The organism is Acidobacteriota bacterium (genome assembly GCA_016184105.1).
Lineage (GTDB): Bacteria > Acidobacteriota > Vicinamibacteria > Vicinamibacterales > 2-12-FULL-66-21 > JACPDI01.
The window spans coordinates 17,585-32,493 of sequence record JACPDI010000008.1 but is presented as its reverse complement, the minus strand read 5'-3'; the positions used below and the strand labels follow the sequence as shown (position 1 = coordinate 32,493).

Here is a 14,909-nt window from a genome sequence, read left to right as displayed (position 1 = left end):
CGGAAGTCTATGCCAGCCCGGCAACCCATTGAGAATGGGGGGCTTCTGCGGACGGGCCGGCGCGCTGCAACACTCTGTTGCCGGGATCACGGCGCCCGAGGACGTAATAAGGGGGACAGTCACACTTTCCGAAGCGGCGGCCCAGGAAAGTGTGACTGTCCCCCTTATTCTCTCGTCGCTTATACTCTCCGCGTGCCGTTCCGCTTCACCTTTTGGCGACGGGGGCTCGGGAAGCTCGAGCGCGACGTGATGGAAGTCGTGTGGCGCGCGGCGTCGGACCTCTCCGTCCGCGAGGTGCACGAGCAGCTCCGGCAGACGGTGGCCTACACCACGGTCATGACGACGCTGGATCGCCTCTATAAGAAAGGATTCCTGGCGCGCGCCAAGGCAGGGAAGGCGTACCGGTATTCCCCGGCAATGCCGGCGCACCGCTTCGCGATGCAGCTCGTGTCCAACCTCGTGGACGACATCGGCGCGAAAGATCGCGAGCTGCTCGACGAGCTGGAGCGATTCGTCCGCGAGAAGCGGCGCAGTCTGGACTCTTCACCATGATCGGGCACATGCTGTTCGGCCTCCAGGTCGCGCTCGCATGGTTCTGCGCCGTGAACGTGGTCGCGTCGCTGGGGTTCCTGGTGTCTCACGCGGCGGCAGAGCGGTCGTTTGCCGGATCGACTCACCCGCGGACGTTTCTTGTCTGGCGCTTCCTCCCCTTGCTGGTGTCCGTGATTGCGACGGCCGGCTTCGCGATTCCGGCCTACATGTGGCTGGAGCCGCGCGGCGTGGAGGAAGCCACGGGAGCGGTCGCGCGGGTCCTGTCGATTGGCGGCGGGCTGTTGCTGGGCGCGGCGATGATGCGCGGCGTTCGCTCCCTTCGCCGGACGTCGCGGGCGCTTCGGGCGTGCGTGGCAGGCGCGCGACCGATCGACCATCCTGGCGCGCCCGTTCCCGCCTTCGCCGTTCCGGACGCCGGCGCTGTGATGCTGCTCGCCGGTGTCGTTCGCCCCCGCCTGTACGTGTCAGAGCAGGTTCTCGCCGCGCTGGATGCGGAAGAGCTGAACGCCGCTATCGCGCACGAGATCGCTCATCACCGTTCGTGGGACAACGCGAAGAGGCGGCTCTTCGCGTTCGCGCCGGACGTGCTCTCCTGGACGGCGCGCGCGCGCGAAATCGAGGATCGATGGCACCAGGCCGCGGAATTTTCAGCCGACGCGGCGGCCGCGGGCGGGTGCGAGAAGGAAGCGGCAAGGCTGGCGTCCGCGCTCGTCAAAGTGGCGCGCCTGGCAGCCGGGAATCGAATGCCGGATTACGGCTGCGCTCTGTTTCACGACGGTCATCCCGTTGGCGACCGCGTGCGGCGACTGATTGCCGGCGGCGCGGCATCGGACGCCCGTTCCGTGAGCGTGGCGCGCGCGGCGTGCTCGGTGGTCGCGGTGGCCCTGACGATCGGCGCGATGCCGTGGCCGGCGGCGCTGGCCTTCGTTCAGGAAGTCACGGAAGCTCTCGTGCATCTGCCGTGAAAATTCTACGCGCCGAACGCGCGACCGTGTAATCGCGTAAGTCTTACCCATCCAGCCTGACGCGCGTCGCGGCTCGCACGGCCACATGTCGCGAATTTCTGCCTCGTCGTCAGCGGAACCGTTCTTGCTCCTCGTTCCGCCATCAATTTCCCTTTTCGACTCGCATGATCAAACTCTGGATTGTGGCAGGCGCGGTGGCGTGTGTCGCGGCGGTTGCCGCGGCATGGCGGAAGCGGAAAAGTGGAGGAGCCGGCATCAGCAGTGAGCCCGTGAGCGGACAGTGGCTGGCGGAAGCCCGCGCGAGAGGCGAGGAGCACACTTGGTGACGGCGCAGGATTTCGGCGACAAGCTGCGGCATCAGCGGGAGCGGCGCGGCGTCAGCATCCAGGCCATCGCGGATGCGACCAAGATCAATCGCAGCATGCTTGCCGCGCTGGAGGCAGGGGACTGCACGCGCTGGCCCGGCGGCCTTTACAGTCGCGCGTATGTCCGGAGCTACGCGAGCGCCGTGGGGCTCGACCCTGACGAGGTCGTTGCCGAGTTCTGCGAGATCTTCTCCGATCTGGCGTGGCTCGGCGGACGTCCCGAGCGGACGGAGCCGGCGACGGCTCGGACGGACCCTGCTTTCGAGCCGCGCGCCGGCCGCATCGCGTCGCGCAAGCTGGCGGGCGATATCGCCTGAGCCTCAGTGGCCCGCCGCCGGCCTGTGGAGGCTGGCGATCTTTGTCACCCCGGCGATGGTCGTTGCGACCTCCTCATCCGTGTTGAACGGACCGCCGTGCGGAGTTGCTCGTGCACGAGGGGCGCGCAGTGCAGGCCTGTGCGGCACGCGATGTCGCGGTCCACGTCGAGCAGCATTCCCACGTCCGCCGGGTCCCTGCCGAGCCCCTGAAAAGTCGCGTCAGCGCGCGCCGGGTGTCTTCGGAGCAGGCGAATCAACGGCGCCAGCCCCTTCTCCATGTAGTCGGCGCGAATTGCAGCCGGATCTTGCCGGGAAACCCGGGGAATGCTTCTTGAACCAGAGACACACGCGTGGGCGAGCTGAGCCGCGGATCGTTGCGCGCAAGGACGGATATGCGGCGGTTTATGACCATCGTGCCGTTCGTGCTGGCGATCGCAGGGGCGGCGGCGTGCGGCTCTTCTACCCAGTCTGTTACCGCGCCTTCCACATCGAAGTGCCCGCTGAGCGCCGCGGCGCAGCCGTCGGCGTTTGGTTCCGGAGGCGGAAACGGCATCGTCGCCGTGACCACCAACCGGGAGTGCGCCTGGTCCGCGTCGGCGTCGGGAAACTGGATCCAGTTGGCGGCGCAGGCCGCCGGCCAGGGTGAAGGGCAGGTTGGATTCAGCGTCAGCGCGAACCGGGATCCGTCGGAGCGGCGGGCAGCGATTACCGTTGGCGAGCAGCAGTTGGCGATCTCGCAGGAGGCGTCGCCCTGCGTGTTCGGGGTGGCGCCGACGAGCCAGTCGGTATCACCGGCGGGAGAGCGGCGCACGATTATCGTCACGGCGAGCAGCACCCGGTGCTCGTGGGCGGCGCGCAGCGACGTCGGCTGGATCGCGATCGTGGAGGGTGCGCAAGGCACCGGAAACGGCGCGGTGGCGTACGAGGTCCATGGGACCACCGGCTCGACGCGAGCCGGCACTCTGCGGGTGGACGGGCACGTGTTCACCGTGACGCAGGCATCCGGCTGCACGTACAGCATCGATCCGTCGAGCCAGAACTTCGCGTGCCGGCTGCGCCTGGACCGCGTCCGCTTCGCAGCCGTGGGTGCGCATCACGTCCGGCGCGGCAGGATCGGGCAGCGGCACGATTCAGTTTTCAGTGAACGCGTCGAGCGGGCCGGGACGAGCGGCGGCGATCACCGCCGGCGGCCAGACATTCACGATCCAGCAGTCGACCGGATGCGCGTACTCGCTGAGCGCGATGTCGGCGCAGATTGCCGCGGGTGGCGGAACCGGGAGCGTGTCAGTCACCACGGGGACGGGATGCGCGTGGGTGGCCGTGTCAAACCCGGCCGACGCCTGGGCGCGGATCACGTCTGGTGCGACTGGCAGTGGCAGCGGCACCGTTTCCTTTACCGTCGATCCCAATGCCGCGACCACGGCGCGGGCGACGACCCTGACGATCGCGGGACAGGCGTTCTCAATTTCGCAGGACGGGGCGCCGCCGCCGTGCACGTACACCATCGCGCCGACTTCGCAGATGCTGGGCGCGGCGGAAACCACCGGCAGCTTCAACGTTGACACCGCGGCGAACTGCGCGTGGACCGCCACGTCGACGGTCGCCTGGCTCGCGGTGACCGCAGGTGCGAGCGGCACCGGGTCGGGCGCGGTGAGCTATCGCGCCGCCGCAAACACCGGCGCGGCGCGCAGCGGAACAATCAGGGTGGGGGGCATGGATTTCACCGTCACGCAGGGCGGTGGGTAGCGACCCGCTGTGGCGCGAGCGTCAGCTTCGGATCGTTTCGAGTCCGTGCGCGCGTGGTCCTTTCTCGGACCGCCAGAGCAGGAACGAGAAGAAGAGCCCCATGAGCCCGAGCGCCGCGAACATCCACATGCCCGGCACGTAGCCGGCGGGATGGTCCGCACCGGCCGCCGAGGCGTCGTTCGCACGGCCGATCGCCCAGGCCATCGCTCCCCAGCCAATCTGCTGGCAGAACGTCATGAGCGCGTACGCGGTGCCCAGCCGCTTCTCATCCACCAGATATGCGACAGACGGCCACAGGATCGCCGGCACGAGCGAGAAGGCGATACCCAGCAGGGCCACCGGGATCGACAGTGGCATCCGTGTGTACGCCATGAGCAGAAAGGCGGGGAAGAGCAGCAGCGAGCCCGCGGTCATCAGCAGCGAGCGGCGGCCGACCTTGTCAACGAGAAGGCCGAAGAGCGGTGTGGCAAACATCGCCGTCAGCGGCAGCAGGCCGTTCAGGAACGCCGCCTGCTCCGGCGAGACGCCGTGCGCGTGGACGAAGAAGATGTTCGCAAACCGCCGGAACGGGAACATCGCGGAGTAGAACGTCACGCACAGCCCGACGACGTACCAGTACGAGCGATCGAAGCGGACGAGATCCGCCAGAACGAGCTTGTCTGTCGTCACGCTCGTGTCGCGCGGGAACTCGCGCTCCGCCCGCCGCTCCAGCACCGCGTAGATGATCCCGCCAACCAGGCATGTGGATGCGATGAGACCGGCGAGGACCAGCGGCGGCTGCCACGAGTGGAACAGGCCGCTGGCGAAGTTGGGCGAGTTGTCGGCCGCGACCGACCCGAACCTCGCAATCATGAGGTTCACGCCCATCGCGAACCCCAGTTCTCTGCCCTTGAACCAGCGGCCGAGCACCGTGGTCGCCGCGACGATGAGCGGTTCGGCCCCGATGCCCATGACGAACCGTCCAGCCGCCATCGCGATCGGCGTTGATGCCACGGCGATGACGAACGCACCGAGCATCGTGATCGCGCCGAACGCGATCATCGCGCGCTTGGTGCCGGCGCGGTCGATGATGACGCCCCCAGCGAGCAGCACCAGGAGGGCGGCGATGTTATAGGAGGTGTCGAGCAGCCCGATTTGCGCCTGGGTGAACCCGAGCTGCGACTCGAGCAGCGGCCCGACCGGGTTCAGCGCGTCGAACGCATAGTAGTTGCCGAACATCGCCAGGCTGACGAAGGCCAGCACCAGCCAGCGGTAGGCGCGCGTGGGGCCGGGACGTGTCGACGGGGTGACCATAGCGGCGTTAGTCTAATGCAGTGCAACAACGCGCTGCCATGCGCGCGCGCCTGCGATGGATTGCGGCGTTTGGCGCGTTCGCGATTGCCGCCGCGGGCGCGCCCGTCTTTGCCGCGCAGCTCGGGCCGAAGACCCGCGAGGCCTTCGAGCGGTACGTCCGCCTGTCGGAGGCGCGCATGGACGAGGAGGTGCGGTCCGGCACGGCGTTCTTCTGGACCGACACGCTGCCCCCTGCGCGCCGGAAAGACGCCGAGGCGCGGTTGCGGCGGGGCGAGGTGCTCATGGATCGCCTGGAGATGCCGGGGAAAGACGTGCCGGACGGGATGATCCACCACTGGGTGGGCCTGGTGTTCGTGCCGGGCGCGAGCGCAGCGGAGATCGTCTCGCTGCTCCAGGACTACGATCGCCACGCGGAGATCTTCAAGCCGCACGTCGAGCGATCGCGCACGCTCTGGCGCGACGGCCGGCGGTTCCGCCTGTTCCTGCGGTTCCACATGAAGAAGGTGCTGTCGGTGACGCTGGACACCGAGAGCGAGGCGGAATTCTTCCATCCCGATTCGACCCGGGCCTACAGCCGGATCCGCAGCACCCGCGTCGCGGAAGTTGCCGAAGCGGGCACCGCGCAGGAACACGAGAAGCCGATTGAGAACGACACCGGCTTCATGTGGCGCCTGAACACGTATTGGCGCGTGGGCGAGGGCGACGGCGGCGCCTACGTCCAATGCGAGTCGATCTCGCTCTCGCGCGACATCCCGTTCGGGCTTGGCTGGATCATCGGGCCCTTCGTCACCGGCGTTCCAAGAGAATCGCTGCAGTTCACGCTGGGCCGCGTCCTTTTCACGGCCCGTAAGTCCTTACCGGCGCGGTAAGCCGGCCCGCCTGCCTTCGGGCCTTTTCAGGCCGATTTCCGGGGCATGGTGTTTGCGGGTGCGCGGCGCAAGGAGAAGCACATGCACCGTTTTCGAGTCCTGGCACCCCTCGCGGCCTTGCTGGCCGCCGCCGCCGGGTGCGGCGGCGATTCGCCGACGGCTCCGTCCCCCGGCTCCATCGTGTTCACCGCGCAGCTCAGCGCGCAGAACGAAGTGCCGCCGATCGGCAACGCCGAATCGGGCGCCCTGGGCAGCGTCACGATCATGATGGACGTCCAGCGCGGTGCTTCCGATGCGATCACCAGCGCGACCGCGTCGTTCAGCGCCTCGCTCCTGGGGTTTCCCCCGGGGAGCACGGCGATCCTGGCGCACATCCACGAAGGGGGTTCCGGCGTCGCCGGCGGCGTTCGGGTCAACACGGGGCTGACCCCGGCGACGGGCATCTCGATGCCAAACGGTAGCGGGGTCATCAGTGTGGCGGGCGTCAACGTGCCGGTCAACGTGGCCAATGCGATGGTCGCGAACCCGGCCGGGTTCTATTTCAACGTGCACACGCCGGTGAACCCCGGGGGAGCCGTGCGGGGGCAGCTCGTCCGGCAATAACCGGAATCCGCCGCAGAACGCGCCGAAGCCGCAGCTCGGCATATTCCGCGCGTTCTGCGGTGGACGGCTCACTTTTCCGGCTCAGATTTGCAGAACCGGCCGTTCGTGAGACAATATCCGCAGACAGGAGAGATGAGCGAAGGATCGAGATATCTGCCCAGCCGGCTTTCCGGCCGTTGACTCTCCCTCCAACAACGCCCTTCTTAGATTGAGTTCAGCAGCACCACACAGCAGCAACAACCGCAGGAGACGCCCCGGACGCGGCGGCAGGAACCGCGGCGCGGGCGCGCGTTCGCTGCCGGCGCCCCGCCAGCCCGGCACCTTCGCGCACCCCTTCACGCCGGTCGAGCACGACCCGACGCCGATTGAGTTCGGCGATCTCGACCTGGACCCGACCCTGCTTCAAGGCATCGAAGACAGGGGATTCGTGCGCACGACGCCGGTCCAGAGCGCCGCGATCCCGCTCGTGCTCGCGGGCGAAGACCTGATCGGCTGCGCGCAGACCGGCACCGGCAAGACGGCGGCGTTCCTCGTGCCGATCATCGAGGGGCTGCTCGGGTCGCGCGACGGTGCCGGCCGCGACGTGCCGGAGGCCGCCGCCGGGGCGGAGGCGGACCGGCCGAGCACGCGCGTGCTCGTCCTCGCGCCCACACGCGAGCTGGCCGTGCAGATCGAAGAAGACTTCCAGGGGCTTGCCTACCACACCGGTCTGTCCGCGGTCGCCGTCTACGGCGGCGTGGAGGCGGGAGGCCAGGAGCGCGCGTTGCGCGCCGGCGTGGACGTCGTCGTCGCGACCCCCGGGCGCCTGCTCGATCACATGAGCACCTTCAGCCATCGCTTCGACCGGCTCGAAGTGCTCGTGCTGGACGAGGCGGATCGCATGCTCGACATGGGCTTCTGGCCGAGCGTGCGGCGCATCGTGTCCACGCTCCCCGCGAAGCGGCAGACCTTGTTCTTCTCGGCGACGATGTCCGACGACGTGTTCCGGTCGGCCGTCGAGATCATGCCGGACGCGAAGATGATCCAGGTGGGGATCACCGGCGGAGCGGCGGTCACCGTCACGCACCGCGCGCACCACGTGGCCTCCGGCGAGAAGGTGGAGTGGCTCTCGCGCTTCCTGAAGCGCGAAAAGGAACCCACGCTCATTTTCACCCGCACGAAGCGCGGCGCCGACCGCGTGGCGCGGCGGCTCGCGGCGTCCGGCATCCGGTGCGCGGCGCTCCACGCCGACCGCACGCAGGAGCAGCGCACGGCCGCCGTCGAGGGATTCCGCGCCGGACGGTTCACGGCGCTTGTGGCGACCGACATCGCGGCCCGCGGCCTCGACATCGAGGGCATCGGGCACGTCATCAACTTCGAGGTGCCGGACTCGCCCGACGCCTACGTCCACCGTGTGGGGCGGACCGGGCGCGCGGAAGCGTCCGGCGTGGCCCTCACCCTCGTCGCGCCGGAGGAAGTCGGCGCGTTCCGCGCGCTCGAACGGGCGCTCAATCTGGCCGTCGGCGAACCGAACGCCGGAAACTAACCAGGCAGAGAAAGAAAGAGAGAGAGAGCATGGGCCGCAAGCTTTACGTCGGGAACCTGCCCTTCGAGACGACCGAAGGGGACCTGCAGACGCTGTTCGAACAGGCGGGCGCGGTTGACTCCGTGCGCGTCATGCGCGACATGGCGACCGGACGGGCGCGCGGGTTCGCGTTCGTCGAGATGGTCTCGGATGGGGATGCGCAGAAGGCGATCGAACAGCTGAACGACGCGCAGTTTGGCGGGCGCACGCTCACCGTGAACGAGGCCCGGCCCAAGCCCGACTCGGGCGGCTTTGGCGGCGGCGGCGGCCAGGGGCGCGGCGGACGCGGCGGACGCGGCGGCGGCGGTGGCCGTGGCGGCTTCGGCGGCGGCGGTGGCCGGCGGTCCGAGCCGCGCTGGTAATGTTTGGTGGTCAGTGGCCAGTGGTTGGCGGCCAGTGAGCAATGAGCAATGAGCAATGAGCAATGAGCGGTGAGCGCCGCCCGGTGACCACCGACCACCGACCACTGCTTTCAGGAGACCTCGATGGCAGGCAAGTCCCGACCGACGCAACTCAAGCGCCAGCGCGAGCGCGCGCTGGCCGAGAAACGCAACCAGAAGGCTGCGCGCCGGCAGGAAGCCAAGGAGCGCCGGGCGAACACGCCGCGGCGCGAAGGCGATGAGGATCCCGACATCGCCGGCATCCGCCCGGGCCCGCAGCCGCCGCCGTACGACCTGGAAGACCTGGAAGGGGAATGAGGAGCACCAACATGGTCTTCGCGAAAGGCGCTCGCGTCCATCAGCCGGATTACGGCCCGGGCACGATCGTCGAAACGAACGAGCACCACACGCTGATCGCCTTCGATCACGGTGGCGTGCGCAAATTCGTCACCTCGATGGTGTCGCTCACGCGCAGCGACGCGCCGGCCCCGGCCGCTGCGCCGAAACGCGGACGACGAAGCGGCAACTCCACATAATCGGCAATTGGCAATCGGGGGAATCGGATAATCGCACGATGGCAATGGGGTTATCGATCCCCCGACAGACTCCCAGCCCCCTTACACCCCGGCTTCCTCTTCCGAATCGGCGAACGACCAGGTGCGCGCGGGCTCGTCGGCCCGCGCGGCCCCGGGCAGCGTCACGACGAACGTCGTGCCGCGGCCGTGCCCCTCGCTGAAGACGGCAATCGTGCCGTCGTGCGCTTCGACGAGCTGCTTGGCAATCGACAGCCCCAGCCCGACGCCGTCGTGCGTGCGCGAGGTGCTCGGCTCCGCCTGGCGGAAGCGCTCGAACACGTGCGGGAGGAACTCCGGCTCGATGCCGACGCCCGTGTCGCTGACGCGGATCTCGACCTGCGATCCGGCCACCGCCACCGAGAGCTGCACGACGCCGCCAGACGGCGTGAACTTCAGCGCGTTGCTCAGGAGGTTGAGAAAGATCTGCTCCAGCCTGCGCAGATCTCCCATGACGGTCGCCTCCGGCACATCCGAGTACTGCAAGTCGATACCCTGCGCCGCCGCCACCGGCAGCACCGTCTCGCAGACGCCGCGCAGGACGTCGCGGATGCTCACGTGCTGCCGGTCGAGCATCAGCCGTCCCGCGACGATGCGCGAGAAGTCGAGCAGGTCTTCGACGAGTTTCGCCTGGCGCGTCGCGTTGTCGCGGATCGACTGCACCGCGCGGCTCGCGACCGCCGGTTCCACCGACGGCCGCTGCAGGATCGTCGCCCAGCCCAGGATCGAGCTGAGCGGCGTGCGCAGCTCGTGCGACACGATCGACAGGAAGTCGTCCTTCAGGCGGTTGGCGACCTCCGCCTCCGCGCGCGCCCGCTGGGCCGACTCGTACAGCCGCGCCCGATCGATCGCCTGCGCGCAGTGCTGCGCGACCGAGATCAACAGCGCCTTGTAGTCGTCATCAAAACTGACCGGCACGGTGAAGTGGAAGGAGAGCACGCCGATCACGGTTCCCTCCACGATGAGCGGCAGCGCGGCTGACGATGTGTAGCCGCCGTCGGCCGCGGCGGCGGCCGACAGCCAGCACCGCTCCTGCATTTCCTCGAAGGTGCGGATGAAGACGGGCGCGCGCGTCGTGAGCGCATCGGTGGCGCACAGGCCGCGCTCGGCCCGAACGCGCGTGCCGATCCCCTCTGCGGGATCCGCATACAACCGCTCGAAGGTCCCTCCGTCGTCCACGAGCAGGAGCACGTCGGCGGCGGTCGCGCCCACCACGATGCGGCCGCGCTGGACCACCGCGCGGGCCACCGCCTCCACCGCAACCGCTTCGGAGAGCGCGGCGGTGAGCGCGTGCAGGCGGCTCGTGCGCGCGGCCAGCGATCGGTACCGCACCTCGCTCGAGCGCAGCGCCTGCTCGATCTTCAGCCGCTCGGCGAGTTCGAGGTCCGCGCGCTGCCGCAGCAGTTCCGCCTCGGCCCGCGCGCGCTGCGCCGACTCGTGCTGGCGCGTCCGATCGAGCGCCTGGGCCGCGCGGGGCGCGAGCTGCGCGAGCAGGTCGCGGTCCTCGGCGTCGAAGGCGCGCGCCCCGTGGAAGTCGAGCCGCAGGACCGCCCCTACGCCGGCGCTCGTGATGAGCGGTACGGCGATGGTGGCCTGATGCTCGCGTGGGTACAGAGAAGGGGCCGCGCCGCCGTACTCGCGCAGGTATTCGTCGGGTGAGTCGAGGAAGACCGGCGCGCGCCGGCCGACCGCGTCACCCATCGGGCCCGCCTGTTCGATCGGCACGTGCGCCAGCATCGCCCTGAGAGGCTCCGGATATCCGATCGCCCGGGCGAGTTCCAGGGCGGACCCGTCGTCGGTGACGAGCAGCACCGCCCCGGCATTCGCCTGGAGCCAGTGAGCGGCCTCCTGCACGCACGCCTCGATGGCGTCGGCCGGCTGCACCGCCTTGGCGAGCGCGGCGGTCATCTGCTCGAGTCGATCGGCGCGCGCGGCCGCCCGCTCGGCGACGATGCGCTGCCGATCCTTCTCGCGCCAGTGGCGGTTCAGGCGTCCCGCCAGCAGGGTCATGGGGAGCCAGGCGGCGATGAAACCCGAGAGCGCGATGGCCTCCGCGGGGCCGTCGACGTGGAACAGGTCGCCGGCGCTGAGCAGGTAGAAATCGCTCGCGAGCGCGGAGAGCAGCAGCGCCAACATCCCGGGCCCAAACCCGCCGACGAGCGCGACCAGACCGACCGCGGGCGAGAAGGCGAAGAAGAGGAAGCGCGTGGCGGAGGCGCTCGCCAGCCGCAACTCGAGCCACAGCGCTACGCCAACAAGCGCGGGTGCCAGTGCGAACGCAAGTGCCTGCCGCCGATGCACAGAGAGATTGAAACGCATGGCCTCGCCGACAAAAGCAGAGGTTGCCCAGGGGAGCAGGCGAGGCAATCTCCAGGGATCGTCTGCCGATTATAACGTCGCGCGCTACAATGCAACGCGATGAAGCACATCTGTTTCGCGTTGGTGGTCGCGATTCTGCTCTCCAGCTCGAGCACGGCGCAGCGCCCGGCACGCGCCACCGCCAGGACCGGAACCGCGCCGTTCTCCGTTGCCGAACGATCGATCGCCGAGATGCGTGCGGCGATGGAGCGGGGGCGGGTGACGTCGCGCGAGCTCGTGCAGCAGTACCTGGTCCGCATTGCGCTGTACGAAGACAAGCTGAACGGCGTCATGGCCGTGAATCCCGGCGCGCTGAAGGAGGCCGACGAGCGCGACCGCGAGCGCGCCGCGGGACGGACGCGCGGGCCGCTGCACGGGATCCCCATCGCGCTCAAGGACAACATCCACACGACGAATATGCCCACGACCGGCGGGGCGCTGGCCTTCGACGGTTTCACCCCGCCGTACGAGGCGACCGTGACGCGGAACCTGCGCGAGGCGGGCGCCATCATCATCGCGAAGACGGTGCTCACCGAGCTGGCGAACTGGGTGGCGAGCGGGATGCCGGCCAACTACAACGCGCTCAGCGGATACGGCATGAACCCGTACGATCCGCGGCGCGATCCGCGCGAGGCGACCTTTGACGGCCGCCCGGCAATGGGTACGGGCGGGTCGAGTTCCGGCATCGGAACCGCGGCAAATTTCTGGGCCGCCAACATCGGCACCGAAACCTCGGGATCGATTCTCAGCCCCGCGAACCAGAACATGCTTGCGGCGATCAAGCCGACGGTGGGGCGCGTGAGCCGCTACGGAATCATCCCGATCACCGCCGACCAGGACACCGCCGGCCCGATGGCGAAGAGCGTCGCCGACGCGGCGATCCTGCTCGGCGTGCTCGAGCGCGGCAATCCGGACCCGCACGATGCGGCGACGAGCGCGTGCGCGCCGCCGCCGGGAAATGATTACACCGCCTCTTTGCGGGATGACGCCCTGAAGGGGGCGCGCATCGGCATCCCGCGCGCCTTCTTCTACGAGCGCGTTCCGGTGCCCGGCAGCGATCGCCAGCGCGGCGGCCTGAATGCCGAGCAGGCACGCGTGATGGCGGAGGCCATCGAGACGCTGAAGGCGCAGGGGGCGGAGATCGTCGACCCGGCGGACATTCCCAGCATCACCGACCCGGACGCGGCGAAGAACTTCCTGAACTGGGGCATCTGCTCGGGAGCGGACAACGCGAAGGGGAAAGATGAGAATTGCTCCGTCGCGCTGAAGTACGGCATGAAGCGCGACTTCAACGCGTGGCTGGGCACGCTCGGGCCGGCGGCACCCGTGAAGACGCTGACCGGCCTTCGCCAGTGGAACGAGGAGCATCGCAAGGCGGGCGCGATCAAATACGAGCAGGCGAACCTGGACATCTCGGACGAGATGGACGTGGAAAGGGACCGCGCGCGGTGGGAGGCGGACCGGGCGAAAGACAGGCTGCTGGCCGCGACCAACGGCATCGACGCGGCGATCGAGCAGCACAAGCTCGACGCGCTGCTGTTTCCCGGCTCCAGCGGGTCGGCTCTGGCTGCGCGGCCGGGTTATCCGACGGTGATGGTGCCCTTCGGGCTCGTGCCGAACGTGCCGCCCGGACAGGCCGCGCCGTTTCCCGCGGGGTTCGACGCGAAGCCGCAGCCGTACGGCGTCAGCTTCACCGGTACCGCCTGCAGCGAGCCGCGACTGATTGGGCTTGCGTATGCCTTCGAGCAGGCGACGAAGAAGCGCGTGCCGCCCGCCTCAGCGCCCTGACAGGGCTGCCGCAGCAGGCGCAGAACGCGCGGAACTCGATTTGTAACCCCGCGCCAGGAACGTAATTCGGGACCGCCGCCGTACGCGGTTGTTTGCCGGAATCTTCGCACTTCGGCGCCGGGTATGGCGTTTGCGGCGCTTGCCGGGCGGCGCTCCGCCGAAGCGCCGACAATTTATGCAGAGTGCCGACGAAAACGGGACTGCGCCGCAGCAGCGCAGTCAGCCGACTGCCGCCGGGCCGGCCGCAAGCACGCCGAGTCCTTCCACCGCCGGCTGGCCTGTCGCGGCGATAGCCGGCGTGGGCGTGCTGGCCGGCGCCGGCATCGTGGTGTTCCTGATGGCGCGCGCGCCGGAAGCCGCGATGGGACGCACCGATGCGAGCGCTGCGCCGCCAGCGCCGTCAACCGCACCATCGACATCCCCCGCACCGGTCGAGGCCGCGTCCACGCCCAAGTGGGTCGGCGGCGTCGTCAATGCGGGAACCCGGTACCGCGAAGTGGTGTACGAGCTTCCGGCGGAAAACGACATCTCCACCTGGGCGCGACGCGTGCGGCCCGTTCTGACCGTTCGCTGCGCCAACGGCGCGGGGGAAGTGTTCGTGCTGACCGAATCGGCCGCGGCGATGGAAGGGGACGACGGCCGGCATACCGTGCAGGTGGCGTACGACGGGGCCGCCGGACATGCCGAGCACTGGGTTGCGTCGGATGACTACGCGGGACTGTTCGCGCCCGATGCCGTTGCCACGGCGCGCCGGATCGCGCAGGCGCGCACCCTCCGCTTCGGGTTCACACCGTACAATGGCTCGCCGGTCGTCGCTGATTTCGACGTCCGCGGTTTCGATCGGGTGCTCGACGGACTCGCGCGAAGCTGCCGGTGGAAGCCGTAGCGTCGCAGTTGCCCGCTACGCCCGCTTGGACGCGGCCATCTCCTTGCCGGTGACCGCTTCGAGCGCGTCGATGGCGGCGCGGTGCCCCGCGAGCACGTCGCGCTCCTCGCCTCCCAGATAGATTCGGCCGAACGAGCCGAACGCGCGGACCTCCAGGATGTTGATGCGCGCGTGCTTCTCGGCCTCGTTCGCGGCGAGCACGGCGTAGGCGGCCGGCCCCACTTCCAGCACGAACAGGCTCTGGCGCGCGACGAGCAGGTGCCCGTGCCGCATGCGGTTGATCAGCTGCGCGTGGTGCGGGTCGATGTTGTGAATCACCTGGCTCGAGAGGATGCGGGGCTTCCAGCGATCCTCTTTCTTCAGCCCGAGCGACTCGAGGATCGCGGCGCCGGCGGCGAGGACTTCCGCCTGCGAGGGGGAATGGACTTCGAGCAGGCCGAACAACCGCTCGACGATCTGCATCCCCGGGCGCACGGCGGTCGCTTTGACCGCGATGTCGGTGATTCGGTTGATCTCGATGCCCGGCGCGATCTCCACCCACAGCGATGCGTCGCCCGGCAGCGGCAGAAAGCCCTGCGCCACGGTGCCGAGAAACGCCGCGTGCTGGTCCTGCAGGGAATCGAGGAAGACGTAGGAGCGAAGGTCGGCCAC

General features: G+C 69.0%; 16 protein-coding genes. 12 read left to right on the top strand and 4 right to left on the bottom strand.

Annotated elements, in window-relative coordinates:
• Nucleotides 1-9: 9 nt before the first annotated feature.
• The 3 genes from HYU53_02255 (at nucleotide 10) to HYU53_02245 (ending at nucleotide 2,199) form a co-directional block, all read left to right on the top strand.
• Entirely contained in the window at nucleotides 10-552 is a 543-nt protein-coding gene (locus tag HYU53_02255; protein MBI2220013.1) for a BlaI/MecI/CopY family transcriptional regulator, read from the top strand.
• Complete coding sequence (locus tag HYU53_02250; protein MBI2220012.1) at nucleotides 549-1,517, top strand: M48 family metalloprotease; 969 nt, start codon at nucleotides 549-551, stop codon at nucleotides 1,515-1,517. Before HYU53_02255 ends, HYU53_02250 begins: the two co-directional genes overlap by 4 nt.
• Nucleotides 1,518-1,839: 322 nt before the next feature.
• The gene (locus HYU53_02245) at nucleotides 1,840-2,199 is read left to right on the top strand and encodes a helix-turn-helix domain-containing protein (GenBank protein MBI2220011.1); all 360 of its coding nucleotides are present in this window, start codon (nucleotides 1,840-1,842) and stop codon (nucleotides 2,197-2,199) included.
• A gap of 253 nt (nucleotides 2,200-2,452) precedes the next feature.
• Here HYU53_02245 and HYU53_02240 read toward each other — a convergent pair whose 3' ends face one another.
• Entirely contained in the window at nucleotides 2,453-3,220 is a 768-nt protein-coding gene (locus HYU53_02240) for a hypothetical protein (GenBank protein ID MBI2220010.1), read from the bottom strand.
• A gap of 65 nt (nucleotides 3,221-3,285) precedes the next feature.
• On the opposite strand from HYU53_02240, the gene HYU53_02235 reads away from it, so the two are divergent.
• Nucleotides 3,286-3,945 (top strand): BACON domain-containing protein, encoded by a 660-nt coding sequence (locus tag HYU53_02235; protein MBI2220009.1) that lies wholly within the window; start codon nucleotides 3,286-3,288, stop codon nucleotides 3,943-3,945.
• Nucleotides 3,946-3,966: 21 nt separating this feature from the next.
• On the opposite strand, the gene HYU53_02230 is transcribed toward HYU53_02235, so the two are convergent.
• The gene (locus HYU53_02230; protein ID MBI2220008.1) at nucleotides 3,967-5,238 is read right to left on the bottom strand and encodes an MFS transporter; all 1,272 of its coding nucleotides are present in this window, start codon (nucleotides 5,236-5,238) and stop codon (nucleotides 3,967-3,969) included.
• Between the two features lie 38 nt (nucleotides 5,239-5,276).
• Here HYU53_02230 and HYU53_02225 point away from each other — a divergent pair, with 38 nt between their 5' ends.
• The 6 genes from HYU53_02225 (at nucleotide 5,277) to HYU53_02200 (ending at nucleotide 9,190) form a co-directional block, all read left to right on the top strand.
• Nucleotides 5,277-6,107 (top strand): hypothetical protein, encoded by an 831-nt coding sequence (locus HYU53_02225; protein ID MBI2220007.1) that lies wholly within the window; start codon nucleotides 5,277-5,279, stop codon nucleotides 6,105-6,107.
• Between the two features lie 81 nt (nucleotides 6,108-6,188).
• A complete protein-coding gene (locus tag HYU53_02220) occupies nucleotides 6,189-6,710 on the top strand; it encodes a CHRD domain-containing protein (GenBank protein ID MBI2220006.1) in 522 nt (173 codons plus the stop codon).
• A 364-nt stretch (nucleotides 6,711-7,074) separates the two neighbouring features.
• The gene (locus HYU53_02215) at nucleotides 7,075-8,235 is read left to right on the top strand and encodes a DEAD/DEAH box helicase (protein ID MBI2220005.1); all 1,161 of its coding nucleotides are present in this window, start codon (nucleotides 7,075-7,077) and stop codon (nucleotides 8,233-8,235) included.
• 29 nt (nucleotides 8,236-8,264) lie between these two features.
• Nucleotides 8,265-8,636, top strand: a complete 372-nt coding sequence (locus HYU53_02210) for an RNA-binding protein (GenBank protein ID MBI2220004.1) — start codon at nucleotides 8,265-8,267, stop codon at nucleotides 8,634-8,636.
• A 123-nt stretch (nucleotides 8,637-8,759) separates the two neighbouring features.
• Nucleotides 8,760-8,972: a hypothetical protein gene (locus HYU53_02205; protein MBI2220003.1), complete on the top strand. Its 213-nt coding sequence runs from the start codon at nucleotides 8,760-8,762 to the stop codon at nucleotides 8,970-8,972.
• 11 nt (nucleotides 8,973-8,983) lie between these two features.
• Nucleotides 8,984-9,190, top strand: a complete 207-nt coding sequence (locus HYU53_02200; GenBank protein ID MBI2220002.1) for a hypothetical protein — start codon at nucleotides 8,984-8,986, stop codon at nucleotides 9,188-9,190.
• 81 nt (nucleotides 9,191-9,271) lie between these two features.
• Here the strand turns inward: HYU53_02200 and HYU53_02195 are convergent, their stop codons facing one another.
• Nucleotides 9,272-11,527 (bottom strand): GAF domain-containing sensor histidine kinase, encoded by a 2,256-nt coding sequence (locus tag HYU53_02195; protein ID MBI2220001.1) that lies wholly within the window; start codon nucleotides 11,525-11,527, stop codon nucleotides 9,272-9,274.
• A 117-nt stretch (nucleotides 11,528-11,644) separates the two neighbouring features.
• Between HYU53_02195 and HYU53_02190 the strand changes: the two genes are divergently transcribed.
• Complete coding sequence (locus HYU53_02190; GenBank protein ID MBI2220000.1) at nucleotides 11,645-13,372, top strand: amidase; 1,728 nt, start codon at nucleotides 11,645-11,647, stop codon at nucleotides 13,370-13,372.
• 175 nt (nucleotides 13,373-13,547) lie between these two features.
• A complete protein-coding gene (locus HYU53_02185; GenBank protein ID MBI2219999.1) occupies nucleotides 13,548-14,258 on the top strand; it encodes a hypothetical protein in 711 nt (236 codons plus the stop codon).
• A gap of 15 nt (nucleotides 14,259-14,273) precedes the next feature.
• On the opposite strand, the gene HYU53_02180 is transcribed toward HYU53_02185, so the two are convergent.
• Nucleotides 14,274-14,909, bottom strand: coding sequence for a hypothetical protein (locus HYU53_02180; GenBank protein MBI2219998.1), 636 nt, complete (start codon nucleotides 14,907-14,909; stop codon nucleotides 14,274-14,276).

Coding starts and splice junctions, on each gene's coding strand:
- HYU53_02255 (MBI2220013.1), top strand. CDS start 10: ATGCCAGCCCGGCAACCCATTGAGAATGGGGGGCTTCTGCGGACGGGC.
- HYU53_02250 (MBI2220012.1), top strand. CDS start 549: ATGATCGGGCACATGCTGTTCGGCCTCCAGGTCGCGCTCGCATGGTTC.
- HYU53_02240 (MBI2220010.1), bottom strand. CDS start 3,220: ATGCTGTACGTGCAGCCGGATGCCTGCGTCACGGTGAACACGTGCCCG.
- HYU53_02230 (MBI2220008.1), bottom strand. CDS start 5,238: ATGGTCACCCCGTCGACACGTCCCGGCCCCACGCGCGCCTACCGCTGG.
- HYU53_02225 (MBI2220007.1), top strand. CDS start 5,277: ATGCGCGCGCGCCTGCGATGGATTGCGGCGTTTGGCGCGTTCGCGATT.
- HYU53_02220 (MBI2220006.1), top strand. CDS start 6,189: ATGCACCGTTTTCGAGTCCTGGCACCCCTCGCGGCCTTGCTGGCCGCC.
- HYU53_02210 (MBI2220004.1), top strand. CDS start 8,265: ATGGGCCGCAAGCTTTACGTCGGGAACCTGCCCTTCGAGACGACCGAA.
- HYU53_02205 (MBI2220003.1), top strand. CDS start 8,760: ATGGCAGGCAAGTCCCGACCGACGCAACTCAAGCGCCAGCGCGAGCGC.
- HYU53_02200 (MBI2220002.1), top strand. CDS start 8,984: ATGGTCTTCGCGAAAGGCGCTCGCGTCCATCAGCCGGATTACGGCCCG.
- HYU53_02190 (MBI2220000.1), top strand. CDS start 11,645: ATGAAGCACATCTGTTTCGCGTTGGTGGTCGCGATTCTGCTCTCCAGC.
- HYU53_02185 (MBI2219999.1), top strand. CDS start 13,548: ATGCAGAGTGCCGACGAAAACGGGACTGCGCCGCAGCAGCGCAGTCAG.